At 60.9% G+C, this 23172-nt stretch carries 19 protein-coding genes and 1 pseudogene; 15 read left to right on the plus strand and 5 right to left on the minus strand.

Going from position 1 to position 23172, the window contains the following annotated elements:
* Positions 1-111: pseudogene (locus tag RFN28_RS28650) on the plus strand (IS630 family transposase); the annotation flags it as partial.
* A gap of 150 nt (positions 112-261) precedes the next feature.
* On the opposite strand, the gene RFN28_RS28655 reads toward RFN28_RS28650, so the two are convergent.
* From RFN28_RS28655 to RFN28_RS28665, 3 genes are all read right to left on the minus strand, one after another.
* Complete coding sequence (locus tag RFN28_RS28655; protein WP_320290498.1) at positions 262-1758, minus strand: lysozyme inhibitor LprI family protein; 1497 nt, start codon at positions 1756-1758, stop codon at positions 262-264.
* Between the two features lie 331 nt (positions 1759-2089).
* A complete protein-coding gene (locus tag RFN28_RS28660) occupies positions 2090-3652 on the minus strand; it encodes a DUF3592 domain-containing protein (protein ID WP_320290499.1) in 1563 nt (520 codons plus the stop codon).
* A complete protein-coding gene (locus tag RFN28_RS28665) occupies positions 3642-3824 on the minus strand; it encodes a hypothetical protein (RefSeq protein ID WP_320290500.1) in 183 nt (60 codons plus the stop codon). Before RFN28_RS28665 ends, RFN28_RS28660 begins: the two co-directional genes overlap by 11 nt.
* Positions 3825-5038: 1214 nt before the next feature.
* Between RFN28_RS28665 and RFN28_RS28670 the strand changes: the two genes are divergently transcribed.
* On the plus strand, positions 5039-5179 hold the full coding sequence (locus RFN28_RS28670; RefSeq protein WP_320290501.1) for a hypothetical protein: 141 nt from the start codon (positions 5039-5041) through the stop codon (positions 5177-5179).
* Here RFN28_RS28670 and acs read toward each other — a convergent pair.
* Both acs and RFN28_RS28680 read right to left on the minus strand, forming a co-directional pair.
* A complete protein-coding gene (gene acs, locus RFN28_RS28675) occupies positions 5176-7206 on the minus strand; it encodes an acetate--CoA ligase (RefSeq protein WP_320290502.1) in 2031 nt (676 codons plus the stop codon). The genes RFN28_RS28670 and acs overlap by 4 nt on opposite strands.
* 397 nt (positions 7207-7603) lie before the next feature.
* Complete coding sequence (locus tag RFN28_RS28680) at positions 7604-7852, minus strand: hypothetical protein (RefSeq protein ID WP_320290503.1); 249 nt, start codon at positions 7850-7852, stop codon at positions 7604-7606.
* A 1164-nt stretch (positions 7853-9016) separates the two neighbouring features.
* Between RFN28_RS28680 and RFN28_RS28685 the strand changes: the two genes are divergently transcribed.
* The 13 genes from RFN28_RS28685 to arcC all read left to right on the plus strand — a co-directional run bounded on the left by RFN28_RS28685 (position 9017) and on the right by arcC (position 23172).
* Positions 9017-10273 (plus strand): ABC transporter substrate-binding protein, encoded by a 1257-nt coding sequence (locus tag RFN28_RS28685; RefSeq protein ID WP_320290504.1) that lies wholly within the window; start codon positions 9017-9019, stop codon positions 10271-10273.
* A 152-nt stretch (positions 10274-10425) separates the two neighbouring features.
* The gene (locus RFN28_RS28690) at positions 10426-11331 is read left to right on the plus strand and encodes a carbohydrate ABC transporter permease (protein WP_320290505.1); all 906 of its coding nucleotides are present in this window, start codon (positions 10426-10428) and stop codon (positions 11329-11331) included.
* A gap of 7 nt (positions 11332-11338) precedes the next feature.
* Positions 11339-12187 carry a carbohydrate ABC transporter permease gene (locus RFN28_RS28695; RefSeq protein WP_320290506.1) on the plus strand — a complete coding sequence of 283 codons (849 nt, stop codon included), beginning with the start codon at positions 11339-11341 and terminating at the stop codon, positions 12185-12187.
* Positions 12188-12206: 19 nt separating this feature from the next.
* Complete coding sequence (locus RFN28_RS28700) at positions 12207-13271, plus strand: ABC transporter ATP-binding protein (RefSeq protein WP_320290507.1); 1065 nt, start codon at positions 12207-12209, stop codon at positions 13269-13271.
* Between the two features lies 1 nt (position 13272).
* Complete coding sequence (locus tag RFN28_RS28705) at positions 13273-14010, plus strand: formylglycine-generating enzyme family protein (protein WP_320290508.1); 738 nt, start codon at positions 13273-13275, stop codon at positions 14008-14010.
* Positions 13989-15008 carry a ScyD/ScyE family protein gene (locus RFN28_RS28710; RefSeq protein ID WP_320290509.1) on the plus strand — a complete coding sequence of 340 codons (1020 nt, stop codon included), beginning with the start codon at positions 13989-13991 and terminating at the stop codon, positions 15006-15008. The genes RFN28_RS28705 and RFN28_RS28710 overlap by 22 nt, the downstream gene beginning before the upstream one ends.
* Before the next feature lie 929 nt (positions 15009-15937).
* Positions 15938-16615 carry an outer membrane protein gene (locus RFN28_RS28715; protein ID WP_320290510.1) on the plus strand — a complete coding sequence of 226 codons (678 nt, stop codon included), beginning with the start codon at positions 15938-15940 and terminating at the stop codon, positions 16613-16615.
* Between the two features lie 27 nt (positions 16616-16642).
* Positions 16643-16900 (plus strand): hypothetical protein, encoded by a 258-nt coding sequence (locus RFN28_RS28720; RefSeq protein WP_320290511.1) that lies wholly within the window; start codon positions 16643-16645, stop codon positions 16898-16900.
* A gap of 250 nt (positions 16901-17150) precedes the next feature.
* Entirely contained in the window at positions 17151-17558 is a 408-nt protein-coding gene (locus RFN28_RS28725) for a Ros/MucR family transcriptional regulator (protein ID WP_320290512.1), read from the plus strand.
* Positions 17559-18512: 954 nt separating this feature from the next.
* On the plus strand, positions 18513-19979 hold the full coding sequence (gene arcD, locus RFN28_RS28730; RefSeq protein WP_320290513.1) for an arginine-ornithine antiporter: 1467 nt from the start codon (positions 18513-18515) through the stop codon (positions 19977-19979).
* 11 nt (positions 19980-19990) lie between these two features.
* Positions 19991-21205, plus strand: a complete 1215-nt coding sequence (locus RFN28_RS28735) for an arginine deiminase (protein WP_320290514.1) — start codon at positions 19991-19993, stop codon at positions 21203-21205.
* Positions 21206-21215: 10 nt separating this feature from the next.
* A complete protein-coding gene (gene argF, locus RFN28_RS28740; protein WP_320290515.1) occupies positions 21216-22217 on the plus strand; it encodes an ornithine carbamoyltransferase in 1002 nt (333 codons plus the stop codon).
* A gap of 1 nt (position 22218) precedes the next feature.
* A complete protein-coding gene (arcC, locus tag RFN28_RS28745) occupies positions 22219-23172 on the plus strand; it encodes a carbamate kinase (protein ID WP_320290516.1) in 954 nt (317 codons plus the stop codon).

Consider the following 23172-nt stretch of genomic DNA (forward strand, 5'->3'; position numbering starts at 1 on the left):
TTCCTCGCCGAGCACAATCGACAACCCAAACCCTTCACCTGGACCGCTGACCCCGACAAAATCATCGCCGCCGTCAAACGTGGGCACCAAGTGTTAGATTCAATCCACTAGATTCCCTTCGGATAGTTTGGTTCCACGCGCTTCCTCCATCACTGCTGCGGCCGTCATTTCTGCAAGTAAATCAAAAGGCTGACTGAAGGCAGCGTGGGCTTCGCCTCGGTAGCCGTTTTTTCTAGTGTGGAGGATCCGGACGTGCCGCGTCTATTCCGGGTTGTCTATCCTGGGCTCAACCTGACCGCGCGCCGCGATATATTCCAGCCGAGCTGCGAGATAGCTGCCCATGATGCCTTCGGCGCAGCGGGAGGCTTCGAAGGCCGAGAGACCGCGATTTTGCATCAACCATTTTTTCGCGGCGCTCTGCCCTTGCTCGACCGCCACCAATAGATTCTTCAAGTCGGATCTGTCCCAGACGCGCGGAACCTGTTTGCGGATGAGTCGGATGGCCCGCTGCTTGTCTCTCCTGTGCTTGGGGGTGTCGAATTGGCGAGGAAAGTTGACGGCTCGAACATCGTCAGCAGCCCAATCCGCGTAGATCGCGAAGCGAATACTGCCAGCTTCCGTCTCGTCCGGTAGAGCCGCCACGAGCAAGTCGTTGAGAGATTGCCAAGCCGGCAGTTCCATAAACGTCGGACCGTCCTCACAAAGGGGGTTATGACCGTCCATGCTGGAGCCATAAAGGCCACCGAACGCGATCAGGGCTCTGCCTTCTTCGCGTTGGAACAGGAACCCGTGGGGGCAATCAAAAATCGGGTCGGCATGTGTCTGCTCGAGCGCAAGGCGGAGCAGGAAAAACGGAACATCCGCGGCCTTTCTTTTCGGGAGATCAAGCATGTTCAGGATGCTTGGGCTTTGTTCCTGAAAAATGGCAATGGCTCGCGCCTTCGCCGCGTCGCCCTCTCGGGGCGAGACGCCAGCTTCCGGGACATGCGTTGCGAGATAGACGAGCCAGGAATTGGCCAACGCGCTGCCAGGATAACGCCGAAAGACATCGGCCGACTTCGCCGGCGTTACCGGAATCATAGTGCTTGCCGCCATCGTCAAGATGTCGTCGTCGCGCAGATCAGCCTGCAATTGCACGATGTGCTTCTGCATCGAATTACGAAGGCAAGAGGGCTTGTCGTCTGCATGAGCACAACCAAGAGACCACATCTTCTTCTCTTCTTGTTCAACCTCTTGCATGAATGGTCGCTTTTCCGGCGTGATGAGATCGCCCATCTGGGCAACGAGTCCAGCGATCTGACGATCCATCTGACTCAGTTCGTCGCTCGCACAAATCGCCTTTTCGGCCTCGATCGAGGCATTCGCGCAATCGAAGGATGGACCGGCGGCCGCGAAGGCAGAACCGGTGATGAATGACAACCACGCAAAAGCCAGAAATGCGCAAGGTAGGCAGAGAGCCGCAGGCACGAAACTTAGGGATCTAGCTGCATTGCGACCGGAGCCACCTCTACCAAATACAACCATTCTGGCCGATCGATAAGGCATGGCCACCGCCCGCTCTCGACCTGGAACGGTAATACGAGGTGCAAATCCGCAATCGTCGCAAGAAACATTGGCTAGGGAGCGGTCAAGTCGGCGAGCCTCGTCGACAACGGCATCAGCAATCCTGAACAGCGCAAGCAACAGGCGAGCCGTGCGTTCTCCGAACGTCAAACAATTGTCTAAGCGGCACTTCCAGACTTCGTCTCTGAAACCCATTTGGCTGCTCCCGGTTCTGATCACGCGGCATCCACGGCATCCCAAAGCGTAGTGGATGCCAAAGGGTACGGTCTGTGTCGCAGGTCACGCGTTACTTCCGAAAACGCTGCGATGGGTAGACTGCCCCCAGCGGCCTGAGCGTGCCAAGGGTGTTAATCAGTGCTCGACGGAGGCGGAAGCCGGATCCGACGTCGTCCAAAAGAGCTCCAGTCACACAGAAGGCTAAGGCTTAGCGGCGTAGGTTTTTTCGGAGCGCCTGATCTTGGGCGCCGTAGTTTCGTGAACGCTCCACCCGCTGGAAGGCGGGGGGCTTATGGTTACGACCAGGGCCTCAAACAAGCCGCCATAACCCCGAGAAAACGACGGCCGCGCCGAAAAATCCGGCCGTGATGGCAAGGCTCAGCCACTTGAAGGCGACACGCGGTTCAAGCACGGCAATCGCGGGGTTCGTCGGGTTGTAGGACGCGACGATGCTTTGGCCCTGCGGATACCGCGCAACAATCGCGTCGGCCCACTCCTTGCCGCCGGAAACCGCCGGGCCGAAGGCAATGCGGGCGCCGTGATAGTTCTTGCCAGCCACGCTGTAGCTGAATTCGACCACAGGAGACCACCTGGTCACGGTCGACCCGCCACTGCTGCCGCTTCTGTGCACCAACTGCCGGTGAGCCTCGGCGACGCTGGCAATGACCGTACCCGGGGCTTTCGGCCATCGCATGGCCGCGGATGCCTGGCGGTAATCGGAAACGAGGATGGCCAGCGCGAGGAGGCCCGTCGCGCCGAAAAACAAGACCCCTTGCACCACTGCACCCTCGGGAAAATAGGGCTGCAGCCAGGCGATGACCTCGCCGATGCGCATAAAGAATGCGACGATCGCCACACCGAGCAGAAGCGTGCCGGCGGCTCCGGCGTAAGCTGTGGTGGTGCGCAACGGCGCGCCTTGCTCCAGCACCGCATCTTTTGGGTCGGCGGGATTGTAATACACAGGTCCCTCTCGACCCACGCAATAGCGATCGGGCGCTGCCGTGGCTTCGGCGCTGTCGGGAGCGATGTCGCCGGCCCGGATACGGTGGCCGCGATACTCGACCCCGTCGACGTCATAGACGTATTCGATGCTCGGCAGATTGCCGACACGCGCAGTGTCGGGCCCGGCACCTCGTGCCGTCCGCATTCCCGAGCGTACGATACGACCCCTCGTTGAAGGCCAAAGGGCTGTCTTTTGCGCCAGATGGGCGTTGTAGGCGATCTTGCCCGCGAGAGCTGCGAAGAAGCTGACGCCAAACAGCGCCATGATCGCCCAGCCTGGGAGTATGACGATCGCGACTGCGAGAGCGGCGCTTGTGCCGGCCAGAAGCCCGGCCCCTCTCGGCAGATCCTTGGAGAAGCCTGGCCAGCCGCGCAAAATCAGCACAAGAGCGATCAGCCCCACTAGCGGCGCGCCGAACGCAAATGCCGTGAGCGACGTCGCGCTTGTCCCGTTCGGCAGCGGATCGGCGACGCGGCGCGCCTCTGTTGTGAGGCGTCCCGGACCACTGTCACCAAAAGTCACGGCCATTGCATCGGAAAGTGCTTTCGCTGCGGCTATTGCCTGGCTCCGGGTCGGAGCGATGACGGTGGCGACGCCATGGCGAAAATGGCGATCGGCGTCCTGGATGGTGAGTCTCGCATCGGTTTGCGTCGTCTTACGCGCTTGCTCGAAAGCCTGGTCCAGGCGGGTTTTGTCCGGCTCATCGATTGTCAGGAGGGAAACCGAACCTTCATAGGAAGTGGCGAACCAAGATGAAACCCACTCGCGACCCGACCATGCGGATAGTGCGAGAATTGCCAGTGCAACGCCCGCCAGCAGCGCGCGCCCGCCACGCCGCCTCATGTCCTCGGCAGACCGCTCATCGCTCATTGCCGTTCCCCAGTATGGTGTGCGTCCAGATCGCACGACCTTGGCTTACTGCGACATCGGCCGTGAATGGTGCGCCGACGAGATGCGGTTTGTCCATCACGAAGCTGAAGGCGAATTCGAGCACCGAGGCTGGATGTGGAATGCGCTGGTTCGCGTCGCTCTCAACGACCATCTCTAGTCCGCCAATCGGCTACCTGCCCGTCCGCTGTGGATAGTAACCGCTTATTCACCATGAGCAGGCAATCTCATTGAAGGCGCTTCCACCGTGCCTAACCTGAGACTGCGTCATTGATGACGCATCCCGCCTACGGCGGCCGACGTTTTCATGTACCCTCACCCCCCGCCCCCCAAACAGTATGCGTCGGCCGCCGGCCCAGGCGCCCCTGTTCATCCCGCCGGCCCAGGCGCCCCTGTTCATCCCGCCAGACCACGCGCCTTCCCATCGGATCCAGACTGCCAGCCTCATCTTCGCCAAGGTCGCGAAATACCGGACACCGGGGCTTCGATAGGAGTGTTTTGTGATGATCCGAATTCTTGTTGCGGCCGGCGCTCTTACGTTTGCCGCCTCTTTTGCTGGCCGGCAAACGCGCAAGAGACGTTCCATGGCTACGATGCACGGATGACTGCTCGGGACACGAGGCCGGCTACGATTGGGCGGCGAGGAACGACATCACCGACGAGCGGGACTGCGATGGGGAGAGCCGATCTTTCAACGAAGGCTGCCAGGCTTACGTTGAAGAACAAGCCGATGACACAAGTCGGAACAGCGAATCCGACGATGAACATGACAACGAGGACAGCGACCAATAAGAAGGGTCGTGGCTAGTGGAGCTGACTAGTTCCGCGATTGGTTGTGGATCTCCAGCCGCACGGGCCCGCCTCGATCGCAGCTTGTGCAGAACAGCGCCCTCTCGAGCGTGCTAACAGCGCACCTCGCCCGTAGCGCCGGATCAGCGCGGCGGGAGCAGTCCCGGGTCGGAAAACGGCTCATTCACCAAGCGCGGCTGGACGAGAAGAGTCATGATAGGGAAGGCAAGAGTTGCATCCTCCAAAATTCAGGACGCGCGCCATTCGTTCCGCCGTCCGGTCCGAATAGGCTATGGGGACGCGCATCACGGCTACACAGTCAAACGTGTCGCCGGGGATCTCGGCGCATTGAGGAGATCGAACTGCCGCGGCGCGACGACCGGAGATGAAAGTCGGCGTTCCTCTCAAACGCAAAAGACCGCCCCGATTGATCAGATCGGGGCGGTTATGGATTTATGATGAAAGTGGTTGCGGGACCCGCAACCATCACCATCGGACCCGACAACAACGGCGAGATCGCCTTTGGTGCCCTGCAAGCCGGCCTCGATCTGAGCTACGGCCACCCGATAGTTACGTCACATGGGGCGGATCGACGAAGTCACTGGCGATGGCCATTCCGAATTGCTCGACGACGACCCGATCGAGATCACGTTCGCCTACCACGATGGCGACGAGGCCATCCTCAAGGCAATACGGCAGACCTCTTCAACAGCCTGCTAGACCTTCATCCTTCGAATCTCATCGACGACTTCGGGATTAGCCAGGGTTGAGACGTCACCGGCATCCTCATCATTCGAGATCGCCCTGAGGACACGCCGCATGATCTTGCCGGAACGGGTCTTCGGCATGTCGGGGACCATCACGACACGGCGCGGTCGGGCAATGGGCCCGATCTCACGGATCACTGCGTCTTCCACCCGCCTGCGGATGTCCTCGCTTGGGGCGAGCCCGGGTTTCAGCGATACGTAGAGGTCGGGTACCCTGCCTTTGATCTCGTCCCTGGCGGGGACCACCGCAGCCTCGGCGACCTCCTCAATAAGGAGACTGGCGGACTCGATCTCCTTGGTTCCGAGCCGATGCCCAGCCACATTGATGACGTCATCGATCCGACCCAAGATCCGATAGTAGCCATCGGCCGCCTGCAAGGCACCGTCGTTGGCGAAGTACGGCCAGTCGCGCCAGTCGCGACTCTTTCGGTTCTTGCAATATTTCGCGTAGTATTGCTCGACGTAGCGATCGGGGTTCTTCCAGATCGTCTGAAATGTGCCCGGCCACGGATTTTGGATGCAGATGTTTCCAGCGCGGCCGGAGCGCGGCGGTATCTCGTTGCCGTCCTCGTCATAGATGATCGGATGGATGCCAGGCACGCCTGGCCCCGCGCTCCCAGGCTTCATCGGGTGGATGGCCGGCACCGTGCTGCACAAGAAACCGCCGTTCTCAGTTTGCCACCATGTGTCAACGATGACCGCTTCGCCCTTGCCCACAAGGTCGTGGTACCACCGCCACACCGCTGGCTCGATGGGCTCGCCCACTGTCGTCATATGTTTGAAGTGGTAGTGGTACTTTGTCGGCTCATCGGGTCCGGCGCGCCGAAGCGCTCGGATGGCTGTCGGCGAGGTGTGAAAGATGTTGACGTCGAGTTCTTGGGCGATGCGCCACGGACGCCCCGCGTCAGGATGGGTCGGGAGCCCCTCATATACGACCGAAGATGCGGCGAGCGCCAATGGTCCGTAGACGATATAGGAATGACCGGTGATCCAACCGATGTCGGCCATACACCAGTAAACGTCCTCCGGATGGATGTCCTGAATGTACTTCGAGGTTCCCGCGACGTAGGCGAGATATCCACCGGTGCCGTGTTGGCAGCCCTTGGGTTTGCCGGTGGTGCCGCTTGTGTACATGAGGAACAACGGGTCTTCGGCGGGCATTTTGACAGGGTCGATCCTGCGGTGCCGGTAACCCGACAACACCTCGTTCATGATGAAGTCGCGCCCCTCGACCAGCGGCGTCTTGCTCGAGTAGCGCCCCGGGTACCTCTGCCACACGAGCACTTTCTCCAGCGTTACACCATCCTTCTTTGCTTCGGTGAAAGCGATGTCTGCTTTCTCCTTGTGATCGAGGAGCTGACCGCCCCGGTAATAGGCATCCATCGTGATCAGCGCACGGCTTTCGGAATCAACGACCCGGTCCGCCGTGGCTTTGCCGCTGAAGCCGCTGAAGACCTGCGAGTGAATGACGCCCAGCCGCGCGCAGGCTAGCATCGTGATGGGAAGCTCCGGGACCATCGGCATGTGCAACGTCACTCGGTCACCTTTCTTGAGACCGCAGAACCCCCGCAACAGCGCGGAGACTTCGTTTACGCGCACGTAGAGTTCCTGGTAGGTGACATGCTGGATGGCGTCGTGCTCGGGCTCGGGGACAAAGTGGATCGCGGTCTTGTTTTTGTGCTTGGCTAGATGGCGGTCGACGCAGTTGTAGCTGGCGTTGATCCGACCCCCAATGAACCACTTCCAGAACGGCGGATTACTCGTGTCGAGTATGACGTCCCAAGGCTTATACCAGTCGAGAAGGTCAGCGTACTCTTTGAAGCAATTCGGGAATTTCTTGAGGCTGAATCGCTCAAAGACCGCCTGGTCGGTCAGATTGGCTTGAGCAATGAATTTCTCCGATGGTTTGACATAGTCCTCTTCTTGCCAGTGCACTGCGATCTCGGCCTCGGACACCTCTGTGGTTCGATCCTGTGACATAAGCTGCCTCCCAGGTTTTGTGGCTTGAGGAAGCCGTTGCTCTCAAGCGAAGCAAAAAGGATAACACCCGCAGGCCTGTGGCCGAAAATCTGGCGCTGGCCGCCCGCGCAACAGGCGTTCCTCGAACGGAAAGTGAACACCGCGCCCGATCTGGATGAGTTGACTGACCTTGATCGCAAGACCTGAAGGGCAGCGTGCTCTTCTCCCGTAGGGGAGCAAATAGGGTCCTCTGTACCCAGGGCGAGGTCCACACCCACAGGAACAGGCTGCGCACCTACGCGGGTGACTAGGTAAAACTGGTCAATGGCAGTGTTATCGGACTTGCGCCGCCCCAACCCGTCAGCCAAGGCACCGCCTACAGCGACGATCTCTGCAGTTGAGCCCCGCAGCATAGCGTTCAGACTGGCGTGTACCCTTCGATCATCGTCAGAATCTCTTCCTCGATCGCTCGGCGCCGATCTCGCAGAATGCGCGCTTCCGGGCTTGTCTCTCCGTTTTCGGTCCGCACGATCTTTGTAACTTCACGATCGGTATCAGCATACTGCTGACAAAGAGCATCGAAAACCTGGCTGTCCTGGATCAGTTGTCGAACCGCGGCCTCATTCTCCGGGAACCGTGCCAGTATATCGCGTATACGGTCGACCATAGCAGCCTCCTAGTTCCCCCCCGAGCTGCTTGATAATGTAGCTGTCGGCCGACGCCGGAAAAGATGCGAGTGCCGGCATTTTCAAGTTCCGGCGGGCCGCTCGTGAGGATAGTGGGGCCGTGCTCATCACGGCAGAAGCGAGGTAGCGGGAGCCATGGAACGTCAGGTGGCGGCAGAGCTCGCTTGAAAGCGGCTTGCCAGCGGTGTTTGTGCGGAACGGCCAAGGAATACGGTACCTGCCAAGCCGTTGAGGGCATGCAGACTGATGGCCGGAAGGTTGTGCTCGTTGAGGATGTGATAACCAGCGGACCTCGGTGAAGGGAGTGCCAGCATGCAGCGCCACATGGAGAGTGCGCGGATAATGCATTTATAAGCAAGATCGGTCGCGATGCCGTAAGTTCTGCCAAAGCAATCAGCGCAAGCGCTTCAAGAGCACCGCTATCTTCTTCGGCCGATCGGTAGGCACTCGGAAAAATGGATGCGAGCTGAAATATCTCCGCACTCGCGCGCGGACTTTCTGACTACCGAGGACCACAGGCGGATTGCGCTTCATGGTCACTCTCCCCAAAAAAGGGAGAGCCGAAGGTCGCGCCTCGCTGGGCGTCATCCCTCGGCTCTCGACCTTCCCCGATGGGTTTACGACAAGACAACCATCGGGATCACTGATACCCCAACACCCAGGTAAAGCGATTGTTCCCGAATCTTTAGCTGATTTTACGCCGGCATCTTTGCCTATGCAAAAGCCGGGCTCGGAGACTGTCGCCTGCATCGCCGACGTCTCCTAACTGGGTCCTGATCAAGTCGATGCTCGGCAAATTCGCAAGGTTTCTCGCCAAGCACTATGCATCAAATACTGGGCGAGATGAAAGGCGATCATTTCACCAGGAATGGGTATCCCGCCTCCCCTTCAATTGAAGCATCCAAGCTGTTAAAATAGTAGCGCACCTCGGTGCACCCGCGGGAGATGTGGGTTGTGACGACCCACCAGTTGCCCGCGGTATTGATGCTTTGGCGGTCCAAGTGGCCCCCTGCGCTGTTCGCACACTCCCTGCAAACGTTGCCAACTGCGACGGAGCGCTCGCGCGTTTCGTAAGCGGTCAAACGCGTGCGAGCGGCTCTGGCACCGGCCGCCCGACAGGCCGGAGCGAAAAAGGGAGGAATACGATGGTCAGAAGATTTCTTTTCTCCGTGGTCTTCGCGCTGTCGTCGCTGATGGCGACGCATGCGTTGGCCGATATAACCGTGCTCGTTCCCTCGGGAAGCGAGGGCGACGGCCTGAGAGCCGCTGCCGCCGACTATGCGAAGCTGAAGGGTACCAAGGTCGAGATCGTTCAGGCTCCCTATAGCAACGAATTTGAACAGGCTGCCAACGCCGGCCAGACCAAATCGGGCGCCTTCGACATCGTTCTGATGGATGATCCGTGGATTCCGTTCTTCGCAGAGAACGGGCATCTCGAGGACCTTACGCCCTATTTCAAAAAGGCCGGGCTTGAAGGCCCTGACAACGACTTCCTGTCGAAGTCTCTCGCTGTCTGCCGCAATCCCTACAACAAAGGCCCCTACGTGTGCCTGCCCTATGTGGGAAACGCGCAGATGTTCTTCTATGACGCCGCCAAGTTCAAGGAAGCAGGCGTTGAAGCACCGAAGACGTGGGACGACGTGCTGAAGGCGGCCAAGGCGCTCTCCGAAAAAGGCGGCGGCCGCTATTTCGGCTACGTCTTCCGGGGCGGCCAGGGCAACCCGGTCGTCGCCGACTTCATGCCGATCTTCTGGTCCTATGGCGCTGACATGTTCAACGCGGACCGGACAAAGGTGACGATCGACACGCCCCAGGGTGCCGCCGCGATGAAGACCTTCATGGCGCTCCGTGACGTCTCGCCGAAAGGTGTCGAGAGCTACAACGCCAACGAGGTCGGGCAGGCCCTAGCGGCGGGCACGGCGGCCTCGTCGATCAACTGGCCGAACTGGGTCGCGACTTTCGAAGACCCCAGCCAGTCCAAGATGGTTGGCAAGATCTCCTACTCGCCGATCCCGGCAGGCACCAAACCCGGCAGCTCGGAAATCGGCCACTGGACGATGGGCATCATGGCCGCGGCGAAGAACAAGCAGGAGGCCTTCGACTTTATGTTGTGGGCGACCTCATCGGAACAGATGAAAATCTCGGCCCAGCGCGGCAACCCACCGGTGCGCAAGTCGATCTTCACCGATGCCAGCCTGACCAAACAGGAAAAATTCCGGCACTATCCAGTGCTCATGCAAGCGATCGAAGCTTCGACACCGCGCCCGCGTCACCCAAAATGGCCTGAGATCGAAAACGCGTTCGGGATCGAGCTTTCCAAAGCCGTAGCTGGCACGGAAACGCCGGCGGAGGCGCTGAAGAAATCCCAGGCTGCGGTCGAAGAGATAACCGGCATCAAGTAGCTGGCCGCATAGTGATCGAAGTGGAGCGACATCCGGTGACGCCGCTCCATTTTGCCGAACCAGCTCTCGGGGCAAGCACAAGCGCGTACGCGCCGGCTTTGGCTCCAGGGTTGGCCATGCTATGATTGGGTATATGGCGGATAGAACTTCTGATGACCGTTTCTGTCGGCGCGAAGTTCGGAAATTCGTTCGAGCGGTGGTTTGAGCGCCACCTCCGGGTATTGATGCTTGCGCCAGCCATGCTGGTGCTGCTGACGCTCACGATATTCCCGTCGATCTACATGATCATCGCGGCGGCAACGAGGATCAGCCCGAATCCCGACCTGCCCTGGCAATTTGCCGGCGCTGACAATTTTCTGAGGCTTCTCACCGACGATCAGTTTCACGTCGGCTTGTTGAACACGCTGGTGTTCACCGTCTTTGCCGTCAGCACGGAGTTCCTTCTCGGCCTTGGCCTCGCCTTGCTACTCGACCGATACATCCGGCGCTTGAATTTCCTGAAAACGGTCCTGATGCTGCCGATGATGCTGCCGCCGGTTGCGGTCGCCATCACGTGGAAGCTCATCTACGAGCCGCAATTCGGGGTGCTCAACGAGATCATGTTCCGCCTCGGCCTGCCCCTCCAGGCATGGGCCGGCGACGTCCGGCTCGCAATGTTCTCCGTGATCGTCGCCGATGTCTGGCAATGGACACCGTTCATGTTCCTGCTAATGCTTGCCGGGCTCGCGAGCCTACCGGACGAGCCCTACGAGGCGGCGGCGATTGATGGCGCTTCCGCTTGGCGGCAGTTCTGGGATCTGACGCTGCCGTTCCTGAAGCCGATCATCGCCATCGCGCTGCTTCTGCGCATCATGGACGCGCTGCGGCTCTTCGACCTCGTATTCATCCTGACCGGCGGGGGCCCCGCTGACCGGACCAAGACGCTCAGTCTCTACATTTACCAGGTGGCGTACCGCTTTGCCGACCCCAGCTATGCGGCCGCCATATCACTGTTCGTGCTGTTCATGACCGTCGCGTTCAGCACGTGGTTCATCAAGCGCATGCGGCTTGCCGACTAGAGGATCTATGGCGCACCGCCGTAAAAGTATCGAAATCCAGCGCGTCGCCGCCTATGCGACGATTGCGGTCGCTCTCGTGATCACCCTCTTCCCGGTCTACTGGATCGCAGCCAATTCGTTCAAATACGACATCGACATCTTCTCGATACCGCCGCAATGGATCCCCGCCAATCCGACGTTGAAGCATTACCACGCAGCCTTCATCGAGCGGCCCTTCCTGATCTACGCTTTGAACAGCCTGATCATCGCGGTCTCCACCACGGTCGTTTCGGTCGTCTTCGGCTCCCTGGCCGGCTATGCGCTCGCCCGTTTCCAGTACCCGGGCAGATGGCGCTACCAGATCTCCTTCTGGATCCTGTCGACGCGCATGATGCCACCCATCGTGACGATCATCCCGCTTTATATCGCCTTCAATCATCTCGGCATGCTGAACACGAAGCCTGCGGTGATCATCGCCTACACGGCGTTCAACCTGCCATTCGCGACCTGGATGATGAAGAGCTACTTCCAGGATTTGCCGGTCGAACTCGAGGAGGCGGCGATGGTCGACGGCGATACGCGATGGGGCGCGTTCCTGCATGTCGCTATACCGCTCGCCCGTCCCGGGCTCGCGGCCACAGCCATCTTTTGCCTGATTATTTCGTGGAACGAGTTCCTGCTCGCCCTCATCCTGACCCTGACAGAACGATCGCAGACGCTGCCGATCGGCATTGCCGGGCGCGTCACCCAGTACAACACCTATTGGGGCGAAATCAGCGCTGCCGGCTTCACCGCCTGCATCCCCATCGTGATCTTCGCTTTCGTCGTCCAGAAACATCTGGTCCGCGGCATCTCGTTCGGCGCGGTCAAGGGATGAGCGGTCAAGGGGATGAACCATGGCCTCGGTCGTCTTCCAGCACGTAGTCAAGAAGTTCGGCGCCTTTACCGCGGTCAGCGACCTCAATCTCGAGGTGCGCGACAAGAAGCTTCTCGTCCTGCTCGGACCTTCGGGCTGTGGGAAGACCACGACGATGCGCATGGTCGCCGGCCTCGAAGAAGTCACTGCCGGAGACATCTTCATCGGCAGCGACCGGGTCAACGGCGTGCTGCCGAAATATCGCGATGTCGCGATGGTCTTCCAGTCCTACGCGCTCTACCCCCACCTCAGCGTCGCGGACAACATCGGCTACCCGTTGAAGATCCGCAAGGTGCCGGAAGACAAGCGGCGCCGGATGATCATGGAGGTGGCACGCCGGGTCGAGCTCGACGGGCTGCTCGACCGGCTGCCGAAACAGCTCTCCGGCGGGCAGCGCCAGCGCGTGGCCCTCGCTCGTGCCATCATCCGAACGCCAAAGGTCTTCCTGATGGACGAACCGCTGTCCAACCTGGACGCCAAGCTGCGGGTCCAGATGCGGGCCGAACTCAAGCACCTCCAGCACGAGCTGCAGGTGACGACGATCTACGTCACCCACGACCAGATCGAAGCGATGACCCTCGCCGACAGAGTGGCGGTGATGAACAAGGGCGTGATCGAGCAGCTCGGTACGCCAAGGGAAATCTACAACGACCCGCGGACCCTCTTCGTCGCGGGCTTCATCGGCTCGCCGCCGATGAACCTTATCGATGGTGAGGTGAAGGACGGGGTCTTCACAAGCCCCGGTGGCATCAGGGTCGACGGCCTCGGTAGCGCGAGCGTTGCGCGGGCTGTGCTCGGCGTTCGCCCAGAGGACATTCACATTATCCCCGCCGGAGGCGCAAAGGCCAATATCGCCGCCCCGATCTATTCGGTCGAACTGACTGGCGAAAGCACGCTGGTCACCGTGCGCGCCGGAGCGGCCTTGCTCGCTGTTCGCGCAGACAAGAACTTCGCCGGCGACTACGACCAGATCGTGCAGGTAGGCTTCTCGCCCGAACGCGCATTCGTGTTCGATCGCCAGAGTCAGGAACGTGTCGATTTCTAGGATGCTCCTCGCCGTGGCGTCACTCATGTGGGCCGGAGCCGCCGCTGCCGACGATGATGCTATCGCAGACAACCCGCTTGTCGAAATACCGGGAGGCCCGTTCGTCTTCGGTAACGACATGGGCAATGAAAACGAGCGGCCGCAACACATTGTCGAAGGCCAGGCCTTCGCCATGAACCAGACCGAGATCACCAACGCACAGTACCGCCGCTTCGTTACAGCAACGGGCCATCGGGCCGCTTTCTACGACCGGCATCCAGCCCTGGGCCTGCCCGACCATCCGGTCGTCGGCGTCAGCTTTGCCGATGCCGAGGCGTTTTGCGCCCATTACGGCCTGAAGCTGCCGTCCGAGCAGGAATACGAGCGCGCGGCGCGCGGGACGCAAGGAGCGCGCTTTCCTTGGGGCGACGCGCCGGTCGACGCGGCACGCGCCAATTACGGGCGCGACGCCTGTTGCGGTGGTGATGACATTACGGCGCCCGCACGGTCGCTTCCCCAAGGGGCAAGCAAGGAGGGACTGCTTAATCTCGTCGGCAATGTGTGGGAATGGACCCGTGATTTCTACGCACCCTACAGCGGTGAAGCGCCGCCCGAGATAGGCGGAAAGTATCGAGTGCTTCGCGGCGGCGCGTGGAACAGCGACCCCGCCCGCCTGAGCACGACCTACCGGCTTGCCTACGACCCCGATTTTCGCTTCGCTGCCAACGGAGGCTTCCGATGCGTGCGCTCGCCGGATTGATCGCCCTCTCACTCATGATGGTCGCAGCAGACGGCTTGGCGGAACCGAAGGCGGCGCCGGGATACGAAGTCGAAACCGTGCAAAAGCCGGGAGCGATCTTTGCCGGCCTTGCACGCGACGGCGATGCGCTTCTGGTCACGGACCTGGCCGACGGCCGCCTCTACAGGCGCGGCCCAAATGGCCAATTCACCGCATTCGGACCGGTCTTGCCGCACGGCACCGACGTCATGGGCGATCCGACCGGACCGTACCGGGTCGAGCGCCACGGCAGCGGCTATCTCGTAGCCCAAGGCTGGATGCCGGCGAATAGCAACGAGGACCCTGACGATCATGCGATGCTCGAGGTCGATGAGCGCGCCGTCACGAAGGTTGTCAACAACGACTTCTGGAATCCGTACGATTTCGCCGTGTCGAACGATATGCTCTTTGTCGTCGACGCCGCGCGAAACTCCGTCGAACGCCTTTTGCTCAACGGCGGCGGCCGGACGCAGCTCTTCGCCTTCGCCCGGCTGAGCACCAGCGGCCAGTCCCTTACCGCCTTGTCGCCGACCGAGTTCGGCGACAAGCAGAAATACGAGTTCGACGCGGTCCCGACCGGCCTCGCCATGCATGGTGGCCGGGTTTACGTTTCCCTGTTCGGCGGATTTCCCTTTCTTGCCGGCAGCGGCCGTATCGTCTCGCTGCCGCAGGCCGGCCAAACAAGCATCGCCCGCATCGAGGCCGGCGGCTTGAATGCCCCGGTCGATGTCGTCTTCGATGCGACGGAAGAGATGCTGGTCCTGGAGCACGGCACTTTCGATCAGTCCAGTGGCTGGGCTTCCGACAGCGGCAGGCTCCTCGAGGTGGACCTCGTCTCAGGAAAAAGGCAGGTGCTTCTCGACGGTCTGACCCGCCCGGTCGCCGTGCTGCCTCTCGACAACGGTGGTTTCGTCATCTCGCAACTGGACGGGAAGCTCGTCTTTCTCAGGCAGACAGGGCCTGCCCAGCCGCACCCCTAAAATCTGCAATCGACAGCGTAGCCGACGCTACCGGAATGCTCGCCGGCGCCGGTGAGTTGCCGAGATCTATAGATCCGATGCGTCGGTGCACCAGCAACTCGTAGGAAGGAGGAATCTCCCAACCGGCACTCCATGGGCGCTGCTAGGCTCAGCGGACCATGTGTATCGAAAATGTTAACACCGCTCGCGACCAACGTCATCCATCAATCGGTATAGAGTTCCAGCAGCCGGACGGCCGATCGAGGGCCGCGATGTCGGCGGCAGCCGACCTAAAAAGTCCGTTTCAACAAACGAATTCGACAACGGTGCTGTATTGGCGGTAGCCCTCCTCTGACTCGCCCCCCTCCCGATAGTCTGCCGCGCGACCGGGCGTTACAAGAAGCCGCCTCGATCAGATCGAGACGGCTATTGATTTATGAAGAAAGTGGTTGCGGGGACCCGCAACCACCACCATCGGACCCGACAACAAAGGCGAGATCGCCTTGGCGCCCTGCAAGCCGGCCTCGATCTGAGCTACGGCCACCCGATGGTTACGTCACATGGGGCGGATCGACGAAGTCACAGGCGATGGCCATTCGCGCGCGGCTTTTCACAACCTGACGACGTTCTACAGTGCTTTCCGGCGGGCATCTGACGCGACGCAAGATGACCTGCGGAGAAAAATGGAGCGGCCGTAGTTTCGAAGGGGAGAAGGCGAAAGTATGCACGTTTGTTCCCGTATGCTGCCCACGGCCCTGCTTCTCGTCAAGCAGGATCAGCGCCACCACTATTTTAGCGCAGGGCCATTCGACACTGGGCGATGCCTGGATCACTCAGTGTTCAATTCCCGAATCTCACAGCAGATATCCAGAATGCTGTTGCAAAAATGAGACATTAAACATCAGTAGTCGCTGATAGGCTGGGATTCGGGATTTTAATTGGGGTTTTCGATGCGCTTACGTTCCTTCCTGTTTGCCGGTTTATTGTCGCTGATTGCCGGTTCAGCATTGGCCGCGGACGTGGTTACGAGCGAGCCCGCTGCAAGCGTCAATTGGTCGGGAGCTTATATCGGCGCCGTCGCCGGATATGGGTGGAACCAAGACACATATCACTATGGTGTCTCGTCGGTCGATTTCGATGTTAATGGCTTCGTCGGCGGCCTGACTGGGGGCTATAACTGGCAGAAGGGCCAATTTGTTTTCGGTCTCGAAGGCGACGTCTCCTACGCCAATATTGATGGGAGCGTCCTCAAGGTTCCCTTTGTGGCCCCGTGCGGCAACGAGGGGTGCACGGCCAAGGTCGACTGGTTTGGTACCGGCCGCGCCCGCGTCGGCTATGCCTTCGAGAATTTCCTTCCCTACGCCACGGGCGGCTTTGCCGTCGGTCATGTCAAGGGATCGGCTGATCTCGGGGCATGTGGCTTTACTCCGACATGCGGCTATAGCGATACCCGCTGGGGCTGGACTGCTGGCGCCGGCGTTGAATGGGCCATGAACCAGCAGATATCGTTCAAGGCCGAGTATCTGCATGTGGATTTGGGCAAACCCAGCTTCAACTCGGTCGGCATCCCCTCGACCGACGCCATCAAGTTCGATACGGTTCGGGTCGGCATCAACTATCATTTCTAATCCGGGCGAGCATATGCGGCGGGCCTGATGGGCCGCATGGCCGGTGTCGCTCGCCGGCCATGTTTCTTCAGGTTCGGTGATCCTGACCCTAGTGCGACCGGCCATATCCTGACTGCGGCGGCCTACTACCCGCCGGCGGCGATCTATCGATCAATCTTCTTCCCGGAAATCTATCAGCGAAGGATGGCGCAGATCGTACTCGCCCGGCAGATTCTGCACGCGATCAAGCCGGGCCTGATCCATCGCATCCCCGCCGCTTCATGCGCCTCGGCGGCAGGCTCCTAAATTCCGAAGAGCGATCGCATCGATCAAAGGCCACCAGCCCGTTCCGATATCCCTGTCTCTTTCATAACGGCGCGTAATTCCGCTGGTGGCGCTAGACAGAAAGTTCGAAAAGCTTCCAGGAACCCCAGGTAGACTGGACGCCCCCCTTGAGCAATCGGCGGCCGAGACCACTCTTATGACAAAAGTCGTGGACCTGTTGGTAAAGCCGGCTAAGAAAGTTCGGGTATCGCCGCGAAATAGGAGTTATTGCATGTCGGAAGAGATTGAGGCCGGCCGAAGCGAGTTGATCGAGCTCACGGCGGACATCGTGTCTGCCTACGTTGGCAAAAACGCGGTGCCGGTTGCCTCCCTTCCGGAGCTTATCGAGAGCGTGAACATGTCGCTTTCGAAGATCGGAGGACCGGCCGAGCCCGAGACACCGACCCTAGTTCCAGCAGTCAATCCGAAGCGATCGGTGTTCCCTGACTACGTCATCTGCCTTGAGGACGGGAAGAAGTTCAAATCGCTGAAACGTCATCTTGGCGTGCACTACGGCCTGACGCCAGATGAATATCGCGAAAAGTGGGGATTGAAGCCAGAGTATCCGATGGTGGCTCCGAGCTACGCGGCCCAAAGATCGGCACTGGCGAAGTCGAGTGGGCTCGGCGCAGACCCGTGACCAAATCCCCCAAGAGGGGATCGGCTAAACGGAAGTAGGGTGCAAGGGCCGCACCTGGGATTAGCCTAGTTGAAACAATCGACGCCGGCTGCAGTCCTCTGTTTTGCCAACGGCATTCCGGCTACTGGGCATGATGTTAAGCTCTTGCACGCTCAGGCTGAACGCCGCCGAAAGTGGAAGAGCGCATCTTCGATAGTGGGTTTCGCGATGTAGCTGTCCTGCGACTCGAGCCCCCGTATCACTGGGTATCGGCAAGAGTTTTCGGCGTCTAACATAGGTGCAGATACGTAACCTGGCACACAGTATTCGGGAACCGAGCCAATCCACAGAAATATTTAGCTGGTATTTTTGTTGGTCAAAACTGCCACAGCACGATCCTCAATCAACTGAATACAAAGCGATATTTCTTTGACTTGGATTCCGCCTCTGGCACCATCACCTCTTCTCCCCACGCTCCGTTTCGCGGCGGCCTGGTCTTTTCTGCAAGTTCGGTCGCCTGGTGCGGCGCGCTGCCTGCCGGCAAGGCAATGAATGACGTGGGAAGGATCACCCTCAACCTGCTCGACCATCTCTCGGCATAGCAAAACAGGAGGCCAACTTCGAAGCCGCGCCTTGCCGGAATTGCTCCAAAAAGGGAGCCCGCTGCTGGGAGGAGTGACAGCGGGCTCAGCACACGATGGGATCAGGGAGTGCAACCCATCGTTCGCCCACGAAATGGGAGGTACGTGAGCACATTACAGGTAGGAATTGTTTCTTATAACTCAAGATAGGCGCCGCATGCTGCAAGATGCACCCGAGTATCCTTAACTCAAGGATGTTTCGGCGCTCAGTGCTCAACGCTTGTTCAAGTATTACGCTGTGCCTCCGTGCCAGCACGGCATATTTGACCGGCGTCAAAGCTGCCTGGCCGGTTTCCTGTCAATCCTCCCACCGTTCTCAATTCGGGAGGGCATCATGTCCACAACACAAATCAATATCCCAATCCGGGAAGCCGCGGCCACGGCATCTGCGAAGCTACGACTAGGATCGCTGACAGCGCTTGTGATCGGCTCGATGGTAGGGTCGGGCGTGTTCAGCCTGCCCCAGAACATGGCAGCCGGCGCCGGTCCGCTGGCGATCCTGATCGGCTGGGCGATCACGGCCGTCGGGATGCTGGCGCTGGTGTTTGTCTATCAGTCGCTGGCGGTGCGCCGGCCCGAGCTCGACGCAGGTCCCTATGCCTATGCCAAGGCAGGGTTCGGACCCTTCGTCGGGTTCAACAGCGCCTGGGGCTATTGGATCAGCGCGTGGGTGGGCAACGTGTCCTACGCCGTGATCGTCTTCAGCGCCCTGTCCTACTTCTTCCCTGCCTTCGGTGACGGCAACACCTGGCAGGCGGTGCTCGGCGCATCGATCCTGTTGTGGGTCATCCACTTCCTCATCCTTGCAGGCATTCGCCAGGCCGCGATCGTCAACACCGTGGTGACCGCGGCCAAGATCGCCCCGGTTGTCCTTTTCGTCGGGATCGTCGCCGTCGCCTTCAAGCTCAATGTCTGGACACTCGACTTCACCGGGCTCGGTAACGCCTCGCCCGGTACCATCGCCGCCCAGGTCAAGAGCACGATGCTGGTGACGCTGTGGGTCTTCATCGGCATCGAGGGTGCCAGCGTATTCTCCGCCAGGGCAGAGCGCCGCAAGGACATCGCCACCGCGACGGTGCTCGGTTTCTTCACATGCCTCGCGCTCTACGCGCTGGTCTCGCTGCTTTCGCTCGGCATCCTAAGCCAACCCGAACTTGCCGCCCTCAAGAACCCGTCGATGGCGGGCGTGCTGGAAGCGGTTGTCGGGCCTTGGGGCGCCGTCCTCATCAACCTTGCGCTCGTCGTCTCGGTCGTCGGCGCCTTCCTGAGCTGGACGCTGCTCGCCGCGGAGGTTCCGCATGTCGCCAGCAAGGACGGGACAATGCCGAAATTCTTCGGCCGGGAGAGCGAGCGCGGCGTTCCCTCGACCTCGCTGCTCATCACCAACCTGCTCGTCCAGGCCTTCCTGGTGATCACGCTGTTCGCGCAGAGTACTTACCAGGCGCTCTTCTACATCGCCTCGGCAGCCATCCTGGTGCCTTACATCTTCTCCGGGGCCTTTGCCGCCAAGCTGGCCTGGACCGGGGAAAGCTATGAAAGCGGCGAACGGCGCGCCGGACCTCTCTTTGCCGGTGTGCTGGCAACGATCTATGGACTGTGGCTGGTCTATGCGGCCGGACCTGCGTATCTGTTCATGTGCGCGATCCTCTATGCACCGGGCATCATCTTCTATGTCTGGGCCCGTCGCGAAGGCAATCAGCGCGTCTTCCATCCCCTGGAGGCCGTCGTTGCAGTCGCCCTTGTCGCAGTCGCTATCCTCGCCGTCTACGAGATGTGGACCGGCGCCGTCAGCGCGCTTTGAGAGTTGGTCCCATGAGAGATCTTGGAGTCCACTCGGAAGTCGGTCGCCTGCGCGAGGTGATGGTCCACAGGCCGGATCTCAGCCTGCGCAGGCTGACGCCGGAGAACTGCAAGGCGCTGCTGTTCGACGACGTGCTGTGGGTGAAACGAGCACGCCAGGAACACGACATTTTCGTCGATGCCCTGCGCGAACGCGGCGTGGTCGTTCATTCGTTCGGCGAGCTCCTCGCCGAGACCGTGGGCATCGGCAAGGCGCGCGAGTGGCTTCTTGATCGGCGCGTGCATGCCGGCGTCGTCGGGCTGGACATGGTCGACGAGATGCGGGGGTGGCTGAACGAGATGCCGGCCGAGCTGCTGGCAACCCATCTCGTCGGCGGCATTGCCCGCGCCGAACTTCCGTTCGAGCCCAAGGGACTGACCGGAAGGACGCTCGCGCCGCAGGATTTCGTGCTGCCGCCGCTGCCGAACCAGCTCTTCACCCGCGACAGTTCCTGCTGGATCTACCGCTCCGTTTCAGTCAACGCCATGTATTGGCCCGCCAGGCGACCCGAGGCAGCCAATGTCGAGGCTGTCTACCGCTTCCATCCGCGGTTTCGCGACAGCGGCATTCCATTCGTGTCTCCGGGAGCCGGAACCGGCGTCAGCCTGGAAGGCGGGGACGTCATGCCGGTCGGCGGCGGCGTCGTTCTGGTCGGCATTGGCGAACGCACCACGCCGCAGGCGGTGGGCGACCTTGCCCGAAGCCTGTTCGCCGCCGGAGAGGCCACCCGCGTGATCGCGGCGCTGATGCCGCGCGACCGCTCCTTCATGCATCTCGACACCGTCTTCACCTTCTGCGACCGGGATCTTGCCACCATGTATCCGCCGGTGGTCGAACGGCTGCGCAGCTTCTCGATCCGGCCCGGCGATGGCGATGCGGCGGTCGAGGTCAGGGAAGAAAATACCCCCTTCACCACGGTCGTCGCCGAGGCCCTCGGGCTGAAATCGCTGCGGATCATCGCCACCGGCGGCGACCGCTATGAGGCCGAGCGCGAACAGTGGGACGACGGCAACAACGTCATTGCGGTCGAGCCGGGTGTCGTCATCGGCTACGACCGCAACGTCTACACCAACACGCTGCTGCGCCGCGCGGGGATCGAGGTGATCACCGTCGAGGGCGCCGAGCTCAGCCGCGGCCGCGGCGGCGGCCATTGCATGACCTGCCCCATCGCCCGCGACCCGCTCTGAAAGGACCCCAATGTCGATCAACCTGCATGGCCGCTCGGTGCTTTCGCTGGACGACCTCTCGGCCGAAGAGATCCGCTTCCTCCTGAAGCTGGCCGCCGACCTCAAGGCGGCCAAGCAGGCCGGGCACGAGATACCGCGCCTCGTGCGCAAGAACATCGCGCTCATCTTCGAGAAGGATTCCACGCGCACGCGGACCGGGTTCGAAGTGGCCGCCTACGATCAGGGCGCCCACGTCACCTATTTCGGCCCCACTGGCAGCCATATCGGACACAAGGAGTCCATGAAGGACACTGCGCGCGTGCTTGGCCGGATGTATGACGCAATCGAATATCGTGGCTTTGCCCAGCACCAGGCCGAACAGCTCGCCGCGCATGCCGGCGTGCCCGTCTACAACGGCCTGACCGACGAGGCGCATCCGACGCAGATCCTCGCCGATTTCATGACCATGCGCGAATTCACGCACAAGCATCTTTCCGACATGAGCGTCGCCTTCGTCGGCGAGGGACGGGACAATGTCGCCCAGTCCCTGGCCGTGGGCGCCGCCAAGGTCGGCATCGACATGCGTATCGCCTCGCCCAGACAGCTTTGGCCGGACGAGGAATTTTGCGCCCATGTGAGAGATCTTGCCGAACGCAGCGGCGGTCGCTTCAGACTGGACGAAGACGTGAAGAGCTGCGTTGCGGGCGCCGACTTCATCTATACGGATGTCTGGCTCTCCATGGGCGAGGACAAGTCCGGCTGGGCGGAGCGCATCAGTCTGCTGACGCCCTATCGGGTGACGCGCGAGGTGATGTCGGCCAGCGGCAATCCACATGTGAAATTCATGCATTGCCTGCCAGCATTCCACGATACCGAGACCGAGGTCGGCGCCGACATCGCACGCGAGTACGGGATCGACTGCATGGAGGTTTCCGACGAGGTATTCGAGTCGGGCGCCTCGATCGTCTTCGACCAGGCGGAAAACCGCATGCATACGATCAAGGCGCTGCTCGTCGCCACCATCGGCAACTGACATGCTGATCGTCGCAGCTCTCGGCGGGAACGCGCTGTTGCGGCGCGGCGAGCCGATGACCGCCGAGAACCAGCGCAGCAACGTCAAGCGCGCCGCGTCCGTTCTGGCGGCGCTCATCGGCGAAGGCCATTCGCTGGTGATCACGCACGGCAACGGCCCGCAGGTCGGCCTGCTCGCGCTCCAATCGGCCGCCGCGTCGAAAGAAGGAGCCTTCCCGCTCGATGTTCTCGGCGCCGAGAGCGCCGGCATGATCGGGTACATGATTGAGCAGGAGCTTGCCAACCTCGCCAGCCAAAGGCTGTTCGCGACGTTGCTGACGCAGGTGAAGGTGGACCCGCGCGATCCAGCCTTTGCGCATCCAACGAAACCGATAGGCCCTGTCTATGACGAGGCAACCGCCCGAAGGCTTGCAGACGAGCGTGGCTGGGCAGTTGCGCCCGACGGCGACAAATGGCGCCGCGTCGTGCCCTCCCCGCGACCTGTCGAGATTCTGGAGGTGTCCGTGATCTCCTATCTGGTCGAGCACGACGTCGTCGTGATCTGCACGGGCGGCGGCGGTGTCCCTGTGGTTGCTCGCGGCGACGGCAGCATGATCGGCGTCGAAGCCGTCATCGACAAGGATCTGGCGAGCTCGCTTCTGGCGCGTCAGTTGAAGGCCGACATGCTGCTCATGCTGACCGATGTCGATGCGGTCTATGTCGGCTACGGCACGCCGGACGCACGCGCGCTTCGCAGGGTCGGGGCAACGGAATTGTCCGGGCGCGATTTCCCGGCCGGCTCGATGGGGCCCAAGATAAGCGCCGCGATCGAATTCGTCCAAGCTACAGGCAGGCCGTCGGCCATCGGGCGGCTCGAGGACGCAGTGGAGATCGTCAAAGGTCGGCAGGGCACGCGGTTCGAAGCCTCGTCCTTGCAGTTGACAAGCCTCAAGGCCGACGGCCGACAAGGGCACTAG

The sequence above is a fragment of the Mesorhizobium album genome, from assembly GCF_033977205.1.
GTDB classification, from domain to species: domain Bacteria; phylum Pseudomonadota; class Alphaproteobacteria; order Rhizobiales; family Rhizobiaceae; genus Mesorhizobium; species Mesorhizobium album.